The organism is Rugamonas rubra (assembly GCF_900114705.1).
GTDB lineage: Bacteria > Pseudomonadota > Gammaproteobacteria > Burkholderiales > Burkholderiaceae_D > Rugamonas > Rugamonas rubra.
This window is the reverse complement of the sequence record NZ_FOTW01000006.1, coordinates 213713-234480: the sequence shown is the minus strand read 5'-3', so window position 1 is coordinate 234480 and position 20768 is coordinate 213713. Positions and strand designations below refer to the sequence as shown.

At 63.2% G+C, this 20768-nt stretch carries 23 protein-coding genes; 16 read left to right on the top strand and 7 right to left on the bottom strand.

The genetic code is table 11. From position 1 onward, the window contains the following. Positions 1 to 20: 20 nt before the first annotated feature. Positions 21 to 812, bottom strand: coding sequence for a spermine/spermidine synthase domain-containing protein (locus tag BM252_RS05535; protein WP_093384753.1), 792 nt, complete (start codon positions 810 to 812; stop codon positions 21 to 23). Positions 813 to 945: 133 nt separating this feature from the next. Continuing rightward, positions 946 to 1461 (bottom strand): glycine zipper 2TM domain-containing protein, encoded by a 516-nt coding sequence (locus tag BM252_RS05530; protein WP_093384750.1) that lies wholly within the window; start codon positions 1459 to 1461, stop codon positions 946 to 948. Positions 1462 to 1853: 392 nt separating this feature from the next. On the opposite strand from BM252_RS05530, the gene BM252_RS05525 reads away from it, so the two are divergent. The 7 genes from BM252_RS05525 (at position 1854) to BM252_RS05495 (ending at position 8872) form a co-directional block, all read left to right on the top strand. Further along, entirely contained in the window at positions 1854 to 2252 is a 399-nt protein-coding gene (locus BM252_RS05525) for a barstar family protein (protein WP_093384748.1), read from the top strand. Positions 2253 to 2387: 135 nt separating this feature from the next. Continuing rightward, a complete protein-coding gene (gene purN, locus BM252_RS05520) occupies positions 2388 to 3005 on the top strand; it encodes a phosphoribosylglycinamide formyltransferase (RefSeq protein ID WP_093384745.1) in 618 nt (205 codons plus the stop codon). Between the two features lie 12 nt (positions 3006 to 3017). Further along, positions 3018 to 4334, top strand: a complete 1317-nt coding sequence (locus BM252_RS05515) for an RsmB/NOP family class I SAM-dependent RNA methyltransferase (RefSeq protein ID WP_093384742.1) — start codon at positions 3018 to 3020, stop codon at positions 4332 to 4334. A 252-nt stretch (positions 4335 to 4586) separates the two neighbouring features. After that, positions 4587 to 5900: a mechanosensitive ion channel family protein gene (locus BM252_RS05510; protein ID WP_093384740.1), complete on the top strand. Its 1314-nt coding sequence runs from the start codon at positions 4587 to 4589 to the stop codon at positions 5898 to 5900. 133 nt (positions 5901 to 6033) lie between these two features. Next, positions 6034 to 7236: a DesA family fatty acid desaturase gene (locus tag BM252_RS05505; RefSeq protein ID WP_093384737.1), complete on the top strand. Its 1203-nt coding sequence runs from the start codon at positions 6034 to 6036 to the stop codon at positions 7234 to 7236. 141 nt (positions 7237 to 7377) lie between these two features. Then, positions 7378 to 7875: a GNAT family N-acetyltransferase gene (locus BM252_RS05500; RefSeq protein WP_217429878.1), complete on the top strand. Its 498-nt coding sequence runs from the start codon at positions 7378 to 7380 to the stop codon at positions 7873 to 7875. Positions 7876 to 7966: 91 nt separating this feature from the next. Further along, positions 7967 to 8872, top strand: coding sequence for a hypothetical protein (locus tag BM252_RS05495; RefSeq protein ID WP_139236306.1), 906 nt, complete (start codon positions 7967 to 7969; stop codon positions 8870 to 8872). Positions 8873 to 8946: 74 nt separating this feature from the next. Here BM252_RS05495 and rpmG read toward each other — a convergent pair whose 3' ends face one another. The 3 genes from rpmG to radC all read right to left on the bottom strand — a co-directional run bounded on the left by rpmG (position 8947) and on the right by radC (position 10264). After that, positions 8947 to 9114, bottom strand: coding sequence for a 50S ribosomal protein L33 (rpmG, locus tag BM252_RS05490; RefSeq protein WP_093384732.1), 168 nt, complete (start codon positions 9112 to 9114; stop codon positions 8947 to 8949). Between the two features lie 13 nt (positions 9115 to 9127). Next, the gene (rpmB, locus tag BM252_RS05485; protein WP_010400928.1) at positions 9128 to 9364 is read right to left on the bottom strand and encodes a 50S ribosomal protein L28; all 237 of its coding nucleotides are present in this window, start codon (positions 9362 to 9364) and stop codon (positions 9128 to 9130) included. A gap of 225 nt (positions 9365 to 9589) precedes the next feature. Next, positions 9590 to 10264: a RadC family protein gene (gene radC, locus BM252_RS05480; protein WP_093384729.1), complete on the bottom strand. Its 675-nt coding sequence runs from the start codon at positions 10262 to 10264 to the stop codon at positions 9590 to 9592. Positions 10265 to 10368: 104 nt separating this feature from the next. Here radC and BM252_RS05475 point away from each other — a divergent pair, with 104 nt between their 5' ends. From BM252_RS05475 to BM252_RS05450, 6 genes are all read left to right on the top strand, one after another. Then, positions 10369 to 10824 carry an FKBP-type peptidyl-prolyl cis-trans isomerase gene (locus BM252_RS05475; RefSeq protein ID WP_093384726.1) on the top strand — a complete coding sequence of 152 codons (456 nt, stop codon included), beginning with the start codon at positions 10369 to 10371 and terminating at the stop codon, positions 10822 to 10824. Positions 10825 to 10833: 9 nt separating this feature from the next. Next, positions 10834 to 11781 (top strand): 4-hydroxy-3-methylbut-2-enyl diphosphate reductase, encoded by a 948-nt coding sequence (gene ispH / locus BM252_RS05470; RefSeq protein ID WP_093384724.1) that lies wholly within the window; start codon positions 10834 to 10836, stop codon positions 11779 to 11781. A gap of 368 nt (positions 11782 to 12149) precedes the next feature. Continuing rightward, positions 12150 to 13079 carry a branched-chain amino acid ABC transporter permease gene (locus BM252_RS05465; protein WP_093384721.1) on the top strand — a complete coding sequence of 310 codons (930 nt, stop codon included), beginning with the start codon at positions 12150 to 12152 and terminating at the stop codon, positions 13077 to 13079. Positions 13080 to 13110: 31 nt separating this feature from the next. Next, entirely contained in the window at positions 13111 to 14328 is a 1218-nt protein-coding gene (locus BM252_RS05460) for an ABC transporter permease subunit (RefSeq protein WP_093384718.1), read from the top strand. 20 nt (positions 14329 to 14348) lie between these two features. Next, entirely contained in the window at positions 14349 to 15119 is a 771-nt protein-coding gene (locus tag BM252_RS05455; protein ID WP_093385157.1) for an ABC transporter ATP-binding protein, read from the top strand. After that, positions 15119 to 15841: an ABC transporter ATP-binding protein gene (locus BM252_RS05450; RefSeq protein WP_093384716.1), complete on the top strand. Its 723-nt coding sequence runs from the start codon at positions 15119 to 15121 to the stop codon at positions 15839 to 15841. The genes BM252_RS05455 and BM252_RS05450 overlap by 1 nt, the downstream gene beginning before the upstream one ends. Positions 15842 to 16074: 233 nt before the next feature. On the opposite strand, the gene BM252_RS05445 is transcribed toward BM252_RS05450, so the two are convergent. Continuing rightward, positions 16075 to 16635 carry a phasin family protein gene (locus tag BM252_RS05445; protein ID WP_093384714.1) on the bottom strand — a complete coding sequence of 187 codons (561 nt, stop codon included), beginning with the start codon at positions 16633 to 16635 and terminating at the stop codon, positions 16075 to 16077. Positions 16636 to 17006: 371 nt separating this feature from the next. On the opposite strand from BM252_RS05445, the gene BM252_RS05440 reads away from it, so the two are divergent. From BM252_RS05440 to pbpG, 3 genes are all read left to right on the top strand, one after another. Continuing rightward, positions 17007 to 17933: a DMT family transporter gene (locus BM252_RS05440; RefSeq protein WP_093384712.1), complete on the top strand. Its 927-nt coding sequence runs from the start codon at positions 17007 to 17009 to the stop codon at positions 17931 to 17933. A 6-nt stretch (positions 17934 to 17939) separates the two neighbouring features. Then, entirely contained in the window at positions 17940 to 18635 is a 696-nt protein-coding gene (locus BM252_RS05435) for a nitroreductase (RefSeq protein WP_093384709.1), read from the top strand. A gap of 172 nt (positions 18636 to 18807) precedes the next feature. Next, positions 18808 to 19872: a D-alanyl-D-alanine endopeptidase gene (gene pbpG / locus BM252_RS05430; protein ID WP_093384707.1), complete on the top strand. Its 1065-nt coding sequence runs from the start codon at positions 18808 to 18810 to the stop codon at positions 19870 to 19872. On the opposite strand, the gene BM252_RS05425 is transcribed toward pbpG, so the two are convergent. Beyond that, positions 19854 to 20633, bottom strand: a complete 780-nt coding sequence (locus tag BM252_RS05425) for an IclR family transcriptional regulator (RefSeq protein WP_093384704.1) — start codon at positions 20631 to 20633, stop codon at positions 19854 to 19856. The genes pbpG and BM252_RS05425 overlap by 19 nt on opposite strands. Between the last annotated feature and the right edge of the window lie 135 nt (positions 20634 to 20768).

The following is a 20768-nucleotide window of genomic DNA, read 5'->3' as shown; positions in this document are numbered from 1 at the left end:
GGCGCCGGCGACGAGCTTGCCTACTTCCCTGCGGGCAGGGTCTTCAGGCCTTTGACCCAGGACTTGGCCGGCAGCTTGGTGTCGGCGACGATCTGCGCGGCGCGCGCGTCGAGGGCGGCGAAGTCGAGCGCGCCACGGCGGGTCTTGAAGGCGATCGCCACTACGTTACCATCATGCACCTCCGGCAGGCAAATCACTTGCTCAAAGGCGAACTTCATCGCCTTGACGTTCTTGGCGTAGCTGGGGTGGTCGCCGAACAGGTTGACGGTCATGATGCCGTCCTCGCCCAGGCAGGCGGCGCAGGCTTGGTAGAACTCGGCGCTGTCGAGCACCGGGCCGCGCGCGGTGGCGTCGTACAGGTCGACCTGCAGCACGTCCAGCGTGGCGTGGTTGGCGGCGTCGTTGACATAGTCGTTGGCGTCCATCTCCAGCACCTGCAGGCGCTCGTCGTTGTCGGGCAGCTTGAACATCGAGGCGCAGATGGCGATCACCGAGGGGTTCAGCTCGATCGCCGTGACTTTCGCTTCTGGAAACTGTTTGTAACAATATTTGGTCAGCGTGGCCGTGCCCAGGCCCAGTTGGGCGACGTGGCGCGGCTGTTCCAGCCACAACATCCAGCTCATCATCTGCTGCGCGTATTCCAGCTCCGGCCAGTCCGGCTTGCGGATGCGCATCGCGCCCTGCACCCATTCCGTGCCGAAATGCAAATAGCGCACGCCATCCTGTTCCGACAGCGTCACCGGCGCGTACTTGGGCTTGCGCGCGGGGCGGGAGGATTCTTGTTGTTCGATGGATTTTCGTTTGATCAGCATGGCGGGGAGGGGAAGGTGGGACTGTGAACCGTCTATTATATCTTGCGGTAAATACCGCTTGCCGTAAATACCGGCCGTAAACGACACTGCCGGTCGCGCGGACCGGCAGTGCCTGGTGCTACAGGGTGGTGGCCTAGCGCTGGGCCGGCTCCACCGAGACGCGCAGCTTGACGCGCTCGCCCGGGTCGTAGGACATGATGCTGGTGTAGTTGCGGCCGCGGTAGTCGTAGGTCACCTCGTAGCCGCTGGTGCGCGACTCCCAGTGGTCGACCGTGCGGCACTGCTTGACGGCCTGCTCGGTGGTGCCGCCGCCCTGGTACTGGTTGGAGTTGTCGATGCGGTCGCCGGCGACGGCGCCGGCGATGGCGCCGGCCGCCGTGGCGACGGTGCGGCCGGTGCCGCCGCCGACCTGGTTACCGATCAGCGCGCCGGCGATGCCGCCGATGATGGAGCCGCCGGCGCTGCGCTGCTGCTGCGGCTGCTGCACCTGGACGTACTCGGTGCGGCATTCCTGGCGCGGGCGGTTGATCTGCTCAACTTGCGGCGACACGCGCACGACGCGGCCGAATTCCTCGAAGTCGGCCGCCTGGCTCAGCGGCAGGGCGCCCAGACAGAGCGCGGAAACGATCAATTTGGCTTGCAGGTTCATGTGGTACCTCGTGTAGTTTGTTGGTCTGATCTGTGAATCTGATTTATGCACAGGCCTATGGTAATCCCGGCCCAGGAATCAGTGTGTTTCCCGTGGCAACAAATTGTAACAGGGCGGACACGGCTGCGGAGGACGGTGAAAAATGGCCGAAATCGCGGGAAAACACGATATATATGTTCTGATTCTTACAAATCTTGCGTTAGGCATCACATTCGTGTTGATTCAGGAGGAACAACACGTTACCCTAATATGCGTATGGGATTTGATTGTCACAGAGAAACGTGGATCATCCACCGCAAGCGCATTGACCCGCTTGCCGTGTCAAGTGTATAGGTACTCACTTATAGGCGAAAAAGAACACACCGTACATAACAGGTCGATTTGAGGGAAAAATGAGTTTGTTAATGACCGTGCCGCCCAACCTTGTCCAGTCCATCCGCGCTTTTCGAGTCACCGAATTGCAAGACGAGGCAGTCCGTCTCGGGCAGCACTTTTTATATGCACACTGCCTGGCGGGTGTAACGAAACAACAAGTACTCGGCATCATTGCAGAATCGTTCCAGTTTCCCAAAGGGGTGGGCAAGAATTTCGACGGCCTGCGCGAAACCCTGACCGAGACCATGTTCAAGGCCGGCGTGCAAACCGGCTTCCTGGTGGTGCTGGAGCAATTGCCCAACACCCAGAAATTCGACAAGGAAGCGCGCGAAACCCTGCTCGACGTGTTCCGCGACGCCGCCGACTACTGGGCCGAAAAGAAGGTGCCGTTCCGCGTATTCTACTCCTTCGAGTAGCCCCGTGCGCCCAGCGGCGGCGCCCCGCGCGCCGCGCCGCTTGGGGCCTGCGGCGGCCGCCGCCGCCTCTGCTGCGCCGCAGCAAAAATTGCGGCTTTCTTGGTTCGCCTCGCGGTAGCGGGTACAATGCGGCCTATGAAAAACATCGTCATCCTCATTTCCGGTCGCGGCAGCAACATGGAGGCGGTCATCCGCGCGGCCCAGGCCGAGCAGTGGCCGGCCCGCATTGCCGCCGTGATCAGCAACCGCAGCGACGCCGCCGGACTGGCGTTCGCGGCCAAGCACGGAATTGCGACGGCAGTCGTTGCCAATAAAGACTATGCGACCCGGGCCGAATTCGACGCCGCCCTGCAAACCGTGATCGACGGCCACGCGCCCGATCTGGTGGTGCTGGCCGGCTTCATGCGGATCCTCACGCCGCAGTTCGTCGAGCACTACGCCGGCCGCATGCTCAATATCCATCCCTCGCTGCTGCCCCTGTTCCCGGGGCTGGCCACACATGCCCAGGCGCTCGCCGCGGGCGTGGCCGAACATGGCGCAACGGTGCATTTCGTGACTGCCGAACTCGATCACGGCCCCATGGTCGCCCAGGCCGTCGTGCCCGTGCTGGCCGACGACACGGTCGACAGCCTGTCGGCGCGGGTGCTGGCACAAGAGCACACGCTGTATCCGCGCGCGGTGCGCTGGTTCATCGAAGGCCGCTTGACGATCGAGCAAGGCCAGGTCCATGTGGACCACACAACAAATCAATAACCAAGGAATTCCATGAGATTGCCACCAGCGATACTGGCCAATGCCGAAGAGGTATTGCGCGAGATCTTGCGCTTTTCGGCGCCCGCCGACACCACCCTGTCGCGCTACTTCAAAGACCATCCACGCCTGGGGGGCCGCGAACGCGGCGCCATCGCCGAGTGCGTCTACAACATCCTGCGCAACAAGACCTTCTTCACCGACTTCTCCGAAGCCGGCGGCGGCGCCACGATGCGCCGCCTGACCCTGCTCGGCATGGCCGACGCGGTCGGCATTGACTCGATGGGCGGCCTGACCGAGGAAGAGGTCGAGTGGCTGCAGCGCATCACCCAGATCGACCGCAAGCTGATGCACAAGTCGATGCGCTCGAACATGCCGAAGTGGTTGTTCGACATGCTGGTCGAACAAATGGGCGAGGACGAAACCCTGCTGCTGGCCGATTCGATGAACTCGCCGGCGCCGCTGGACCTGCGCGTCAACTCGATGAAGGCGACCCGCGACGAAGTCATGGCCACCCTGGCCGAGGCGCCGATCCGCTCGACGCCGACGCCGTACGCCCCGCTGGGCCTGCGCGTGCTGCAAAAGCCGGCGCTGCAAAACCTGCCGCTGTTCAAGAGCGGCGCCATCGAGGTGCAGGACGAGGGCAGCCAGATCCTGTCGCAGATCGTCGGCGCCAAGCGCGGCGAGATGGTGGTCGACTTCTGCGCCGGCGCCGGCGGCAAGACGCTGGCGCTGGGCGCGCTGATGCGCAACACCGGCCGCCTGTACGCCTTCGACGTGTCGGAGAAGCGCCTGGCCAAGCTGAAGCCGCGCATGGCCCGCAGCGGCCTGTCGAACGTGCATCCGGTGCAGATCGCGCACGAGCGCGACGCCAAGATCAAGCGCCTGGCCGGCAAGATCGACCGCGTGCTGGTCGACGCGCCGTGCTCCGGCCTGGGCACCCTGCGCCGCAACCCGGACGTCAAATGGCGCCAGCAGCCGCAGGCCATCGTCGAGATGCAGGCCAAGCAGATCGGCATCCTGGACGGCGCGGCGCGCCTGTTGAAGGGCGGCGGCCGCCTGGTCTACGCCACCTGCAGCTTCCTCAAGCAGGAAAACGAGGAGGTCGCCGAGCAGTTCCTGGCCAACCATCCCGACTTCGAGCTGGTGCCGATGAGCAAAGTGCTGGCCGAGCAGAAGATCGAGCTGGAGATGGGCGACTATCTGAAGCTGCTGCCGCACAAGCACCAGACCGACGGCTTCTTCGCCGCCGTGTTCGAGCGCAAGCCGATGGCCAAGAAAGTGCTGCCGCCTAAGGCAGACGCGGCCGACGACGAGGCCGAGGACGAGTAAGCTGCCGCGTAGTCGGCAATGAGCAAGGCCGGGATTCAGCACTGAACCCCGGCCTTTTTTGCCTTTTCAAGGCGCCGGAATGCCGGCAAACCCCAACGGCAAAGAGCGAGGGTCAGACCCTAGGGTCTGACCCTGGTTTGTGCCTTCGGTTTTGCCGGCGCTCCGACATTCTGTGTCCGTCTGTAAGGCTTGCCCACCGCCACGGCGGTTTACGCTACCCTGTCACCCTTTCCTTGCACTATTGTTATCACAATGAATTCACTGCCCATCACCAACCTGCTGACCGACCTGCTCGGCGACCTCAACGATCCCGGCTTGCTGTGGCAACTCGGCGCCATCGCCTTTTCCGTGCTGCTGGGCTGGGCCCTGGGCCGCCGCCTGAGCCGGCGCGTGCGCAGCGGCGAGGCGCACCAGGGCGCGCTGCAGTTCGGCGTCGAGAGCTTCAGCCGCGTCATCGTGCCGCTGGTCATCGTCGTGCTGCTGGCGCTGGCGAAAGCCGTGCTGGCCAAGTGGCACCACGTCAACCTGATGAAGGTGGCCATCCCGATCTTCGGCTCGCTGGTGGTGATCCGCTTCACCTTCTACCTGCTGCGCCGCGTCTTCGCCCGCCATGGCCAGGTCGGCGCCACCATGCTGACCTTCGAGAAGGTGTTCCAGTTGATGGTCTGGCTGGCCGTCGTGCTCTACATCACCGGCCTGTGGGTCGACGTGTTCGCCTTCCTCGACGACACCGTTCTGCCGATCGGCAAGCACAAGGTCTCCATCGCCTCCATCCTGCAGGCCGCCGTGTCGGTGGTGGTGCTGCTGATGCTGGCGCTGTGGGCCGGCACCGCGCTGGACGAGCGCCTGATGAAGGTGCAGGGCATGAATTCCAACCTGCGCGTGGTGATGGCGCGCATGGGCCGCGCCATCCTGATCGTGGTGGCGGTGCTGGCCAGCCTGTCGCTGGTGGGCATCGACCTGACGGTGCTGTCGGTGTTCGGCGGCGCGCTCGGCGTCGGCCTCGGCCTGGGTTTGCAGAAGATCGCCAGCAACTACATCTCCGGCTTCGTCATCCTGCTCGACCGCAGCCTGACCATCGGCGACATGATCACCGTCGACAAGTACAGCGGCAAGGTAACCCAGATCAACACCCGCTACACCGTGCTGCAAGGCCTGGACGGCGTAGAATCGATCGTGCCGAACGAGATGCTGGTGTCGGGCGCGGTGCAGAACTCCTCGCTGTCGAACAAGATGTTGTGGATTTCCACCAACGTCTCGGTGGCCTACGACAGCGACCTCGACTTCGTGCTGGAGCTGCTGGAAAAGGCCGCCGCCTCGGTCGAGCGCGTTTCCAGCACGCAGCCGCCGGCGGCCCAGCTGCTCAGCTTCGGCGCCGACGGCCTCGACCTGCGCGTCGGCTTCTGGATCGGTGACCCGGAGAACGGCCGCGGCGGCGTGATCTCGGATGTCAACCGGGCCATCTGGCGCGCCTTTAAAGAGAATCGGATCTCGGTGCCCTTCCCGCAGCGGGAGATGCGCATCGTCGGCACTTTCCCGCCGGCCGACGCGGGACGAGCTGCCTAAAAAATAGTCATTGTCTGCGGGAAAGGTTCCGCAAATCAAGGAGGTTTCAGCGTACAATGACGTCCAAAAGCAAGAATATCGGACCTCCCCACGAGCGGAGCGACCGCATTGGGACACCCACTTTGGAGCAGTAATGACTTTTAGTTTAAACGCAGTATTGGAGTTCTTGGCAAACGGCGTCACCGGACTGACCGCTTGGCAAGTGTTTTTCTATACCGTGATCGTCACCCACATCACCATCGCCAGCGTCACCATCTACCTGCACCGCCACCAGGCGCACCGCGCGCTGGAGTTGCACGCCATCCCCAGCCACTTCTTCCGTTTCTGGCTGTGGCTGACCACCGGCCAGGTGACCAAGGAATGGGCCGCCATCCACCGCAAGCACCACGCCAAATGCGACACCGAGGAAGATCCGCACAGCCCGGTCACCCGTGGCATCAAGAAGGTGTTCTGGGAAGGCGCCGAGCTGTACCGCGCTGAATCGAAGAACCTGGAGACCATGGAGAAGTACGGCCACGGCACGCCGACCGACTGGATCGAGCGCAACCTCTACACCAAGTACAGCTGGGCGGGCTTCTCGCTGCTGCTGGTGATCAACTTCGTGCTGTTCGGCGTGATCGGCGTGTCGGTCTGGGCCGTGCAGATGATGTGGATTCCCGTCACCGCCGCCGGCATCATCAACGGCATCGGCCACTACTGGGGCTACCGCAACTACGACTGCTCGGACGCCGCCACCAACATCATTCCCTTTGGCATCCTGATCGGCGGCGAGGAGTTGCACAACAACCACCACACCTTCGCCACCTCGGCCAAGCTGTCGTCGAAATGGTATGAGATCGACATCGGCTGGTTCTACATCCGCGTGCTGGAAACATTGGGCTTGGCCAAGGTCAAGAAGCGCCTGCCGGAGCCGAAGTTCGCCCACGGCAAGCTGGAGGCCGACTTCGACACCCTGCAATCGGTGATCGCCAACCGCTACGACGTCATGGCCAAGTACGCCAAGTCGGTCAAGCACGCCTGGAAGGAAGAGCTCGAGCACCTGAAGGACAAGGCCCAGCTGGAGGCGCGCTTCCTCAAGTCGTCGCGCAAACTGCTGCAGAGCGAGCCGGGCAAGCTGGCCGCGACGCAACAGCAGCAGCTGAGCGAGCTGTTCCAGCACAGCAAGGCGCTGGAGACCATGCACAATATGCGCGTCGAACTGGGCGTGATCTGGGAGCGTTCCCACTTCACCCGCGACCAGCTGCTGCACAAGCTGCAGGACTGGTGCAACCGCGCCGAGGGCTCGGGCATCAAGTCGCTGCAGGACTTCTCGCTGCGTCTGCGCAGCTACGCCTGATAGTCGGCCGGCCTGGACCGGCTTGGCGGGACAATAAGAACGGCGCCGGATTCGGCGCCGTTTTTTTGTCCGCGCATTTGTTGCTTAGGGGAGGGCGAGGCTGTTTATGTTAGACTCATGGCAATATTTCAATCCAGCCACATGCAATCAATGATGACCATCCGCCACACCACGATAGACGACTGGAAAACACTCAAAGAGATCCGCCTCGCCGCCTTGCTCGATGCGCCGACGGCGTTCGGCGTCAGCCACGCCTCGGCGTCGGCGAACAGCGAGGCGCAATGGCGCGAGCGCGCCGCCGGCGGCCAGCGCGTGGCCTTCTTTCTCGCCTTGATGGACGGCGTGGCGGTCGGCATCGCCGGTGGCGTGCTGAGCCAGGCGGCGGAATTGAACCTGATCGCCATGTGGGTCCGGCCCGAGCATCGTGGCTCGGCCGCCGCCGCCGGCCTCGTCGACGCCGTCAAGGCGCACGCGCTGGCGCAGGGCCATGCGCGCGTGGTCTTGGGCGTGTCGCCGGACAACGCAAGAGCCGCCGCCTTCTACCGCAAGCAGGGCTTCACGTTCCTGCCGGAATGGGAGGCGCTCGATAGCCACCCGCACATCCAAGTGCAAAAGATGGAGTGGCTGGACGCCGCTTAAGTGGAACCGCGCCCGGCCAACAGCAGCCATTGGCGGGGTGTGGCTATGCATGCTTCGCAATAGCTTATGAGTAGTAATCGGGAGTTCTTGAATGCGTTTTAAAAAATGGTTCCCCGGTGCGCTGTTGGCTGCCGCAATTGCGGCAGCACTGCTGGCTTGGCAAGATTCCGGGAGCAGTACTGCTCAGGCTGTGGCAGCTTCGTCGTCGAAAGCGGCGCCTCAAACTAGCGCACCGGCGCGGGCCGAAACGAAGCCGTCGATGTTCCCCGTGCCGGTCGATGAAGTGCCCTTGGCCGAACAAGTCCAAGGGCTGATGGCAACGGGCGATCCCGAGAAGGCGTATCACGCCTATCTTTTGTTGGCGCGCTGTGAGCAGTTTATTCGGGATGGCGACCGACCGACCTTCGACGTCGAGCTTCTGAAAACGAAGAGACCCGAATACCTGCCTGGCTATCGCGGTATGAACGAGCAAGAAAAACAGCACGATACCAAGCTGTGCAGCGGCATGACGGAGCGCTTGCGATTGTCCAAGCTAGAGTCCCTTGCGATTGCCGTCAAGGCCGGGGTGATGGGGGCGGTCGCGGCATTTGCTCAAGAAGGGCCGTTTGGTGACCCCGGCGCACTTAAGACGCGCCCCGATGACCCGCTGGTGCAGGAGTGGAAGGCGGTGGCGAGGGCTCAGTTGGTCTCGGCGGTCGAGGCGGGAACAGACATTAGTGCCATCATGTATCTCGCAGCTGAAAGCCAGAACGGATCGGATCTGTTCGAGAAGAATATGCTGTTGGCCTACCGCTACTTTATGGCGCAAGGACTGTTCGATGGCGAACAATACGGAGCCGAATCTATGTCTGCCAAATGGTTTGCGAAAGATGGCGAGTTTATGGTCGCCATGGGGAAGGACCTTAGCCCGGCCGAGCGTGCGGCCGAGTTGGCCGCAGCTCAGCATATTGCCGACAACTTCCGGGAGCAACGAAAACTCGCTGGAGACAAGCGCTAGCCAACCAAGCCTAGGCTTTCCGGAAATAAAAAAGCCGCTCGATGAGCGGCTTTTTTGTAGAACACGAAGATCGATTACTTGATCTTGGTTTCTTTGTACGTTACGTGCTTGCGAGCTTTAGGATCGAACTTCATGATCTCCATCTTAGCTGGCGTAGTACGCTTGTTCTTGGTCGTCGTGTAGAAGTGACCCGTACCTGCGGTCGACTCCAACTTGATTTTGTCGCGGCCTGTTTTTGCCATGATAGCTCCCTAATTATACTTTTTCGCCACGAGCGCGCATATCGACCAGGACGGCGTCGATGCCGACTTTGTCGATGACGCGCAGACCGGCGTTGGACAAGCGCAGGGAGACCCAGCGGTTTTCAGATTCAACAAAAATACGACGATTCTGCAAGTTAGGCAGGAAACGACGTTTGGTTTTGTTGTTTGCATGGGAAACATTGTTGCCGACCATCGGCTTCTTCCCAGTGACTTGGCAAACACGTGCCATGGTGCACTCCTTAAAGACATTCCACAATTGGAAAAACGAGAGTATATCTAAAAACTCCAGCTTTTTCAATGACTTGTGAAAAACAACTGTGTCGCGCACGCGTTGAAAAATTTAACAATTGTAAATTCACCCTAGCTAGGCCCGCTTTATGCATGTTTTCCATGGGTAAACAAGGGCTTAGCAGCTTGTAAACAATGGGCGCCCCCGGGAGCGGACGCCGGCTCGTCACAGTTGGCCGTGCTCGGCGAAGGAGTGCACCTGGTGGCCGGCGACGACAAAATGGTCGAGGATGCGCACGTCGACCAGGGCCAGGGCCTGCACCAGCGCCCGAGTCAGCAGCAAATCGGACTCGCTGGGCTCGGGCGTGCCGGACGGGTGGTTGTGCGCCAGCATGACGCTGGCGGCGTTGCAGGCCAGCGCCTCCTTGACCACCTCGCGCGGGTAGACGCTGGTGTGGGTGAGGGTGCCGCGAAACAATTCGCGCGCGGCGATCAGGCGGTTTTTGACGTCGAGGAACAAGACATGGAAGGATTCGCAGCCCTTGCCGCTGAAGGTCAGGCGCAGATACTCCTTGACCGCCTGCGGCGAACTGAGTGTGCGGCCGCTGCTGAGCTGCTCCTCGATGGCGCGGCGGGCCAGCTCCATCACCGCCTGCAGCTGGGCGAACTTGGCGGCGCCCAGGCCGGGCAGGGCGCAGAACTCGTCCAGGCCGGCGCCGAACAGGGCTTGCAGCGAGCCGAAGTGGCCGACCATGTCGCGCCCCAGCGCCACCGCGTCCTTGCCGCGCACGCCCACGCGCAGGAACACGGCGAGCAGCTCGGCGTCCGACAGCGCGGCGGCGCCGTGGCGGATCAGCCGCTCGCGCGGGCGCTGTTGCTCGGGCCAGTCGCGGATCGCCATCGCTCTCTCCTCGGGCCGCGCGGGCGGCGAATTGTTCGACAACAGGGGCGGCGGCGGCAAGGTGGCTTACAATAACGCTTTGCTCGCTCACCGAATCCCACGTCATGTCCAACGCAAACACACCCGTCGTCACCCCATCGGCTTACCTCACTCTGCATTATCGTCTGGCCACGCCGGACGGTGTTGATATCATCACAACCTTCGGCGGAAATCCGGCCACGCTGATGCTGGGCCAGGGCCAGCTGGCGCCGGTGCTGGAGGAACTGCTGATCGGCATGCCCGAGGGCACCCAGCGCACCTTCGACCTGGCCGCCGGCCAGGGCTTCGGCGAACGCAATCCGGACATGGTGCGGCACGTCACGCGCGCCACGCTGGACGAGAACTCGACGCCGGACGCCGACTACAAGATCGGCGACCTGGTCGACTTCGCCGCGCCGGGCGGCGGCCGCTTCGCCGGCGTGCTGCTCGAACTGGGCGAGGAAGCCGTGTTGTTCGACTTCAACCACCCCCTGGCCGGCAAGGCGCTGCGCTTCGAGGTGAACCTGATCTCCGTGCTGTAGGGGGCGACGATGGACAAGGAAATCCTGCTGGCCCAGCCGCGCGGCTTTTGCGCCGGCGTCGACCGGGCGATCGAGATCGTCGAACGCGCGCTGCAACAATTCGGCGCGCCCATCTATGTGCGCCACGAGATCGTCCACAACGCCTATGTGGTGGACGACCTGCGCAACAAGGGCGCGATCTTCATCGAGGAGCTCGACGACGTCCCGGCCGGCAACACCCTGGTGTTCTCCGCCCACGGCGTGTCGAAGGCGGTTCGGGCCGAGGCGGAGTCGCGCGGCCTGAGCATTTTCGACGCCACCTGTCCGCTGGTCACCAAGGTCCACATGGAGGTGGCCAAGATGCGCCGCCAGGGCTGCGAGATCGTCATGATCGGCCACGACGGCCATCCCGAGGTCGAGGGCACGATGGGCCAGACCGAGGAGGGCATGTATCTGGTGGAAACGGTGGCCGATGTCGCCACGCTGAACGTGAGCAAGCCGGACATGCTGGCCTATGTTTCCCAGACAACGTTGTCGGTTGACGACACCGCCGACATCATCGAGGCGCTGAAACTGAAATATCCGGCCATCATCGAGCCGAAGAAGGGCGACATCTGCTACGCCACCACCAACCGCCAGGAGGCCGTCAAATTCATGGCGCCGCAGGTGGAACTGGTGATCGTCGTCGGCAGCCCGAACAGCTCCAACTCCAACCGCCTGCGCGAGGTGGCCGAGAAGATGGGCACGCCGGCCTATATGGTCGACAACGCCGCGCAGATCGACCCGGCCTGGCTGGAGGGCAAGGTGCGCGTCGGTCTCACCGCCGGCGCCTCGGCACCCGAGGTGCTGGTGCAGGCCGTCATCGACCGCATAAAAGAATGCGGCGTGAAAAGCGTGCGCACCCTCGACGGCGTGCAGGAGGCGGTAACCTTCCCTTTACCTAAGGGATTGGACGGTGTCAAGCCTGCACCAAACTAGGGAGGGGCCGCTTCTACGATTTTGCAACATCTGAATTAAATTCGGCGCACCATTATTTTTTCCCCTATTAGTTTTTTCGGATACTCGGTATTATTGCCTCGCCCGAAAAAAGTTGTCGAATCTGCTTTCTTGTACCCGGGCATGAGACCCGGGGCGCGAATGGTGGCATGGCATGGGGTTTGCTTAATTGAATGCGCAGTAGATCGATGCAGAGTCGGCGGCGGGCAGATCGGGCCGGACCACAGGCGTCCAATCAACGGCGGCACTACGGGGAACTCCCCGGGTGCCGTTTTTGTTAGGGGCGCCGCCGGAGCCGGCCGGGCTGCCTGGCCGTTGCAGTACAACACAATAGAAGAGGCACAATCTCCATGGATACCCTAATCCAACAAATTATCAACGGTCTGGTGCTCGGCAGCATGTACGCGCTGGTCGCCCTCGGTTATACGATGGTGTACGGCGTGTTGAACCTGATTAACTTCGCCCACGGCGACGTGTTGATGATAGGCGCGATGGCCGGACTGACCATCCTGCGCCTGCTCAACGAGCACGCGCCCGATTTGCCCGGCTTCGTCAAGCTGGCCATCGCCATCGGCGGCGCCATTCCCGTCTGCATGCTGGTCAACGTCTTGATCGAGCGCGTCGCCTACCGCCGCCTGCGCAACGCGCCACGGCTGGCACCGCTGATCACGGCGATCGGCGTCTCCATCCTGCTGCAGACCTTCGCCATGATGATCTGGGGCCGCAACCCCTTGCCCTTCCCGACCCTGCTGTCGTCCGAGCCGATCACCATCGGCGGCGCGCTGATCTCGCAGACCCAGGTGCTGCTGCTGGTGCTGGCGGCCGCTTCGATGTTCGGCCTGGTGATGCTGGTGGAAAAAACCAAGATGGGCCGCGCCATGCGCGCCGTGGCGGAGAACCCGCGCGTCGCCGGCCTGATGGGGGTCGACTCCAACAAGGTCATCGTCGCCACCTTCGCCATCGGCGCCGCGCTGGCCGCCGTGGCCGGCGTGATGTGGGGCGCCAACTACGCCTCGATCCAGTTCGCCATGGGCTTCGTGCCCGGCCTGAAGGCCTTCTCGGCGGCGGTGCTGGGCGGCATCGGCAACATCTACGGCGCGATGATAGGCGGCATTTTGCTCGGCATCATCGAGAGCCTGGGCGCCGGCTATATCGGCGAGTTCACCGGCGGCTTCCTCGGCAGCCACTATCAGGACATCTTCGCCTTCGTTGTGCTGATCCTGGTGCTGACGGTGCGTCCGTCCGGCATCATGGGCGAGCGCGTGGCGGACCGCGCCTAAGCCGCGCCCGGATACGGATAAAGGAACAATCATGGCACTCTTCAATTTCGACGTCTCCCGCAACCCGCGCAAGGCCTACAGCAGCATGGCCGTGCTGCTGATCGGCTTGATGGTCTTCCCCTTCGTCGCCGCGCAGTTCGGCAACTCCTGGGTGCGCATCATCGACATGGCGCTGCTCTACATCATGCTGGCGCTGGGTCTGAACATCGTGGTCGGCTTCGCCGGCCTGCTCGACCTGGGCTACATCGCCTTCTACGCGGTGGGCGCCTACATGACCGGCCTGCTGGCCTCGCCGCAGTTCGCCACCCTGATCGAATCGGTGGTCAACCAGTATCCGGCGCTGGGCGACTTCCTGGTCGCCGTGCTGGGCGAGGACATCCGCGCCAACGGCATCCACCTGTCGGTCTGGCTGATCGTGCCGCTGGCCGGCGCGCTGGCCGGCCTGTTCGGCGCCCTGCTCGGCGCGCCGACCCTGAAGCTGCGCGGCGACTACCTGGCCATCGTCACGCTGGGCTTCGGCGAGATCATCCGCATCTTCATGAACAACCTGAACGAGCCGATCAATTTCACCAACGGTCCGCAGGGCATCAACCTGATCGACCCGATCCGCGTGTTCGGCGTCAACCTGGCCGGCGAGGCCGGCTCGCGCGCCAACGTGGTGGTGGGCGGCTTCTCCATGCCCTCGGTCAACGCCTACTATTTCCTCTTCCTGTTCCTGTGCATCGCCGTGGTGTTCATCACCTCGCGCCTGCAGCACTCGCGCCTGGGCCGCGCCTGGGTGGCCATCCGCGAGGACGAGATCGCCGCCAAGGCGATGGGCATCAACACCCGCAACGTCAAGCTGCTCGCCTTCACCATGGGCGCCTCCTTCGGCGGCGTGGCCGGCGCGATGTTCGCGTCCTTCCAGGGCTTCGTCTCGCCGGAATCGTTCTCGCTGACCGAGTCGATCGCCGTGCTGGCGATGGTGGTGCTGGGCGGCATCGGCCACATCCCCGGCGTGATCATGGGCGGCGCCCTGCTGGCCGCGCTGCCCGAGGTGCTGCGCCACGTCGTCGAGCCCCTGCAGGAGAAACTGTTCGGCCACGTCATCATCGAGGCCGAGGTGCTGCGCCAACTGCTGTACGGCCTGGCGATGGTGCTGATCATGCTGAACCGTCCGGCCGGCCTGTGGCCCGCGCCCAAGCATGAGGACCGCCCCGACAACGACACCGACAAACCCGAGCCGGCATCCGGCGTGATGGCGGCCTGAGGAGTAGCACCATGAGCACCATGAGCGAACAAGTTATTCTGAACATCGCCGGCGTCAACAAGCGCTTCGGCGGCCTGCAGGCGCTGACCGACGTCGGCATCAAGATCATGAAGGGCCAGATCTACGGCCTGATCGGCCCCAACGGCGCCGGCAAGACCACCTTCTTCAATGTCATCACCGGCCTCTACCAGCCGGACACCGGCACCTTCGAGCTGGCCGGCAAGCCGTATTCGCCGTCGGCGCCGCACGCGGTGGCCAAGGCCGGCATCGCCCGCACCTTCCAGAACATCCGCCTGTTCGGCGAGATGACGGCGCTGGAGAACGTCATGGTGGGGCGCCACGTGCGCTCGCACCAAGGCGTGTTCGGCGCGGTGTTCCGCCACAAGGCGGCGCGCGAGGAGGAGGCGTCGATCCGCCGCCGCTCGCAGGAGTTGCTCGACTTCGTCGGCATCGGCCAGTTCGCCAACCGCACCTCGCGCTTCCTGTCCTACGGCGACCAGCGCCGGCTGGAGATCGCCCGCGCCCTGGCCACCGACCCGCAACTGCTGGCCTTGGACGAGCCGGCCGCCGGCATGAACGCCACCGAGAAGCTGGCGCTGCGCGAGCTGCTGGTGAAGATCAAGAACGAGGGCAAGACCGTGCTGCTGATCGAGCACGACGTCAAACTGATGATGGGCCTGTGCGACCGCCTCACCGTGCTCGAGTACGGCAAGCCGATCGCCGAGGGCCTGCCGGCCGAAATTCAGAGCAACAAGGCGGTGATTGAAGCCTATCTGGGAGGATCGCACTAATGAGCGGCAATGTTCTAAAAGTATCGGGACTGAAAGTCGCGTACGGCGGCATCAAGGCCGTCAAGGGGATCGACCTGGAAGTGAACAAGGGCGAGTTGATCGCCCTGATCGGCGCCAACGGCGCCGGCAAGACCACCACCCTGAAGGCGATCACCGGCACCCTGCCGCCGTGCACGGTGGAGGGCAGCGTGTCCTACATGGGCGAATCGTTGAAGGGCAGCAAGTCTTTCCACCTGGTCGAGAAGAAGCTGGCCATGGTGCCGGAGGGGCGCGGCGTGTTCACCCGCATGTCGATCCAGGAAAACCTGATGATGGGCGCCTACACCCGCGACGACAAGGCCGGCATCGAGGCCGACATCGCGCGCTGGTTCGACGTCTTCCCGCGCCTGAAGGAGCGGGCGGCGCAAATGGCCGGCACCCTGTCCGGCGGCGAGCAGCAGATGCTGGCGATGGCGCGCGCGCTGATGTGCCACCCCAATCTGTTGCTGCTCGACGAGCCGTCGATGGGCCTGTCGCCGATCATGGTGGAGAAGATCTTCGAGGTGATCCGCAATGTGTCGAAGGAGGGCATCACCATCCTGCTGGTCGAGCAGAACGCCAAGCTGGCGCTGCAGGCGGCGGACCGAGGCTATGTGATGGACTCGGGCCTGATCACCATGACCGGCAACGCCAGCGACATGCTGGACGATCCGCGCGTCAAGGCCGCCTACCTCGGCGAGTAGGGCAGGGAATAGGTTTCACGTTGTTTGCGGGACGCTGGCCTTACCCCGCAAGCAAAGGGGTCTGACCCCGCATGGGGTCAGACCCCGGCTTCCGCGTCCCGGGGTGGGGGTAAAAAAAAGCCCCGGCGCATGGCCGGGGCTTGGAAGGACACCCGTCTGAGGAGAACACCACGGATGCCGAGGAGGTCTAAAACAGCGGGTGCTGGCGCCCGGGGGCGCCAGCGTTTCCTACATTACTTCTTCGCTGGAGCGGCCTTGGCGGCGGCTTGCGAGAACTGGTTCACGGCGCTGGCAACGTTGCTTTCGATCGACTCAACGGCTTGCTTGGCGGTTTTGCTGAACTGCTCGTAACCGGCGTTGGCGTTGCCGATTGCCGATTTCAGCAGGGCAACAGCGTTTTCGGTGCCGGCTGGGGCGTTCTTGCTGACTTCTTCCACCAGCGAGATGACTTTACGGTTGGTTTCGGCGATCTGGGTTTCGGCGGCTTTGTTGAATTCAGCCTGGGTGCCGGAAGCGATGGTGGCCAGGTGACGGCCGTAAGCGATGGCTTTCTCGGCGTTTGGCTGGGCTTGTGCGGCCGACAGCGAGAAGAATTCTTGTGGGTCTTTGGCCGACAGCAGTTGCTTAGTGGCGATCGACGACTCTTCCAGCGATGCTTTGGCAGCGGTCAGGTTCAGATCGACCAGTTTTTCAACGCCTTCGAAGGCCTTGGTGGTCAGTGCGGAGAAGATAGCGAACTGGGCTTCGAAGTTAGCCTTGGTCGCATTGGAAAATTGCTCAGGGATAGAAAACATATAACTCTCCAGAAAATTAAATAGTCGTTGATAAATACTGCTGTTAGTTACCGGTGGTACGAAGCAGATGAATCCATGTCTCAAACCGAACAACAATTGTGCAACGCAACAAACCCGATTTTACGGCCTTCAAAAATTAAGTCAAGCGATTTTTGTGCATTGCACCAAAGAAGCCAAAGTGGCCTTTGGGAACAATTTCTCATAGGCATTGGAAACCTTCCCGCCGGGCCCGTCGTGCCGTGCCGGCACTTGCCCTGCGGCCCTTGCGCCAGCTCAAAAACGCCTGCCGTGTTAGACTCGACAGGACTGGCCCGATGCGGTGCAGCAAGCCCGCGCCAGACGGCTCGATACTACTTTTGGTACTGATGCAAATGTCCAACACTCCAGCCGCCCCGGCAATCCCCCCGCTGCCCGCAGCCGCACCGGCCGCCTCCTTCCTGTCGCCGCTGCCCTTCTTTTTCGTGCTGCTGTGGAGCACCGGCTTCATCGTCGCCAAGTTCGGCCTGCCCTACGCGCCGCCGCTGACCTTCCTCTTGCTGCGCTTCGCCGGCGTGCTGCTGTTGCTGTTGCCGGCCGTGCTGTTGCTGAAGGCGCCCTGGCCGCGCGGCCAAATCCGCCAAATCGCGCTGGCCGGCCTGCTGGTGCAGGCCGGCTACCTGATCGGCGTCTGGTGCGCCATCAAGGCCGGCATGCCGGCCGGCCTGTCGGCGCTGATCGTCGGCATGCAACCCATCCTGACCGCCTTCGCCGCGCCGCTGATCGGCGAGTCGGTGCGGCCGCGCCAGTGGCTGGGCCTGCTGTTCGGCATCGTCGGCGTCGGCCTGGTGGTGGCCGCCAAGATCCGCCTGGTCGGCCTGTCGCTCGACAGCATCCTGCTGTGCCTGTTGGCGCTGCTCTCGATCACCGCCGGCACGCTGTATCAAAAACGCTACTGTCCGCAGTTCGACTTGCGCACCGGCACCGTCATCCAGTTCAGCGCCTCGCTTCTTGTCGTGTTACCGCTGGCGGTGGCGCTGGAAGGCTTGAGCTGGGACTTCGCCACGGTACAATGGACGGGTCGCTTCGTGTTTGCCCTGTTGTGGTCGGTTCTGGCCCTGTCGATAGGCGCGATCTTCCTGCTGTTCGCCCTGATCCGCCGCAGCGACGCGACCCAGGTGACCAGTCTGCTTTACCTGACGCCGCCCACCACCGCCGTCATGGCCTGGCTGGTGTTCGGCGAGGCCTTCAACGCGCTGGGCGTGGCCGGCATGGCGCTGGCGGTGCTCGGCGTGATCTTTGTAGTCAAGAAAGGCAAGTGAGGACGCATGAATTCCACGCCAGACCAACAGGCCGTTGACGCCGCCATCACCTCGCGCCGCTCGATCCGTGCCTACCTGCCCACGCCGGTGCCGCGCGCCGAGCTTGAGCAGCTGCTCGAGGTGGCGGCGCGGGCGCCGTCGGGCACCAACACGCAGCCGTGGAAGGTCTACGTGCTGAGCGGCGCCAAGCGCCGCGAGTTGTCCGAGCGCATACTCGCCGTGCACAGCGATCCGGCCCAGGCCGCCGGCTTCACCGAGGAGTACGCCTACTATCCACGGCAGTGGGTGTCGCCCTTCATCGAGCGGCGCCGCAAGGTCGGCTGGGACTTGTACGCGCTGCTCGGCCTGACGCGCGACAACAAGGCCGGCATGGCCGCCCAGCACGGCCGCAACTACGATTTCTTCGGCGCCCCGGTCGGCCTGATCTTCACCATCGACCGGGTGATGGAGCAGGGCTCCTGGCTGGACTACGGCATGTTCCTGCAAAACATCATGGTGGCGGCGCGCGGCAGGGGGCTCGACACCTGTCCGCAGGCGGCCTTCACGCAGTACCACAAGATCATCGCCGAGGTGCTCGGCCTGCCGGCCAACGAGGCGCTGGTGTGTGGCATGTCCCTCGGCTATGCCGACCATGGCAAGGTGGAAAATTCGCTGGTCACCGAGCGCGAGCCGGTGGCGAGCTTCGTCAACTTCGTCGATTGATGGACCCGGCGCGGCGCGGGTTGCGCCGCAACATGTGGAGGAGCTCAATGTTGCTTCAGACCTATTGCGATATCGCAATCAATAGTACCGGTGAAGTCAATAAGTCTTGCGCTTGCCCAGCGTTTTGCTACACTGCAACACATGCTGGCCGGTTTTTTTCCTGGGGAAATCTATGATTAAGTTAGCGTTAGGTGCGCTCATTTCGCTGTTGTTCGTGGCCGTGCCCGCCACCGCCGCGCAGGGACGGCAGGCGGCCGGAAAAACCGTGTTGGTCAAAAAGCACCACGTCAAGAAAAGCAAGGCGCTGCGCGTCAGCGTCGCCGCCACCGGCGAGCGCGTGGTCAAGCGCGTGGTCAGCGTGCGCGGCAAGCGCAAGGTGGTCTACCAGCGCATGCTGACGGCGGCGCCCGCCGTGCCGACCATGGGCGACCTGGCCGGCCTGAACCTGACGCGCGACCCGCTCGACCTGAAGTCCAGCGTCGCCCTGGTGCTCGACCAGGTCAATTCCGAAGTGTTGTTTGAAAAGAATTCCAACGTCGCCCTGCCGATCGCCTCGATCACCAAGATGATGACCGGCCTGGTTGTCGTCGAGGCGCAACAGGACATGAGCGAGATGCTGACGGTGAGCGAGGAGGACGTCGACCGCGCCAAGTTCAGCAGCTCGCGGCTGAAGGTCGGCTCGCAACTGACGCGCGCCGCCATGCTGCATATCGCGCTGATGAGTTCGGAGAACCGCGCCGCCTCCGCGCTGGGCCGCAACTATCCGGGCGGCCTGTCGGCCTTCGTCGAGGCGATGAACGCCAAGGCGCGCGGGCTGGGCATGCGCGACACCCACTATGTCGATTCGAGCGGCTTGTCGAAGATGAACGTGGCCAGCGCGCGCGATCTGGCCCGGCTGGCCCAGGCGGCCTACCAGCAGCCGCTGCTGCGCCAGTTCTCCACCGATCCGAAGGCGCAGGTCGAGGCCAACGGCCGCCTGCTGCAATTCGGCAACACCAACCACCTGGTGGCCAATCCCGGCTGGGACATCGGCCTGCAGAAGACCGGCTTCATCAACGAGGCCGGCCGTTGCCTGATGATGCAAACCATCATCGAGGGCCGTTCGGTGATCATGGTCTTCCTCGACTCCAAGGGCAAGCAGTCGCGCACCGCCGACGCCGGCCGCATGCGCAAGTGGCTGGAAGCCCTGCGGCCCGCCTCCTTGACGGGCAGCACGCCTTACTCCAACGGGATGTAACCCAGGGTGGCCGAGATCTGGTTGGCGGTCGCCACCAGATCGTCCAGCCACTCGTCCTGTAGACGGTCGGCCGGGGCGGAAATCGACAGCCCGGCGATCAGCTTGCCCGAGTCGTCGCGGATGCCGGCGGCCATGCAACGCACCCCCAGTTCCAACTCCTCGTTGTCGCGCGCGTAGCCGCGCGCCCGCACCAGGCTGAGCTCGCGCTCCAGCTTGGCCAGGTCGGTGATCGAATTCTTGTTGTGGCCGGCCAGCCCGGTGCGGGTGGCGTAGGCGCGGATCGCCTTCGGCTCGTCGACCGAGAGGAACAGCTTGCCGGTCGAGGTCAGGTGCAGCGGGCCGCGCCCGCCGATGGCGCGCACCACCTGCATGCCCGAGCGCTCGGAGAAGGCGCGGTCGATGTAGACGATCTCGTCGCCTTGGCGCACCGACAGGTTGATGGTCTGCTGGGTCTTCTTGTGCAGCGAGCGCATGAAGTCCAGCGCCGCCTCGCGCACCGACAGGCGGCTCTTCACCACGTTGCCCAGCTCCAGCAGGCGCATGCCGAGGCGGTAGGTGCCCGGTTCGATGCGGTCGACGAAGCGCGTCAGCACCATGTCGTTGAGGATGCGGTGGGCGGTCGAGGGATGCAGGCCGGACACCTTGGACAATTCCTTCAGGCTCACCGGGTCGGGATACTTGGCCAGCGCGTCGAGCAGCGCGACCATGCGCTCGATCACTTGGATCGTGGTTTTCTGCGCGGGGACGGGTTCGATTTTCATGATGTGGTTGGTGCGGTGCAGTATGCGGTGCTTCTTTATACCATAATGTGAAAAAATATGGAATTGTAGGGAGGACAAGCTCTAAAAGTGTGAACAAAGTGTCACTGAAGGGCATAATGATGCCTTGAAATACTA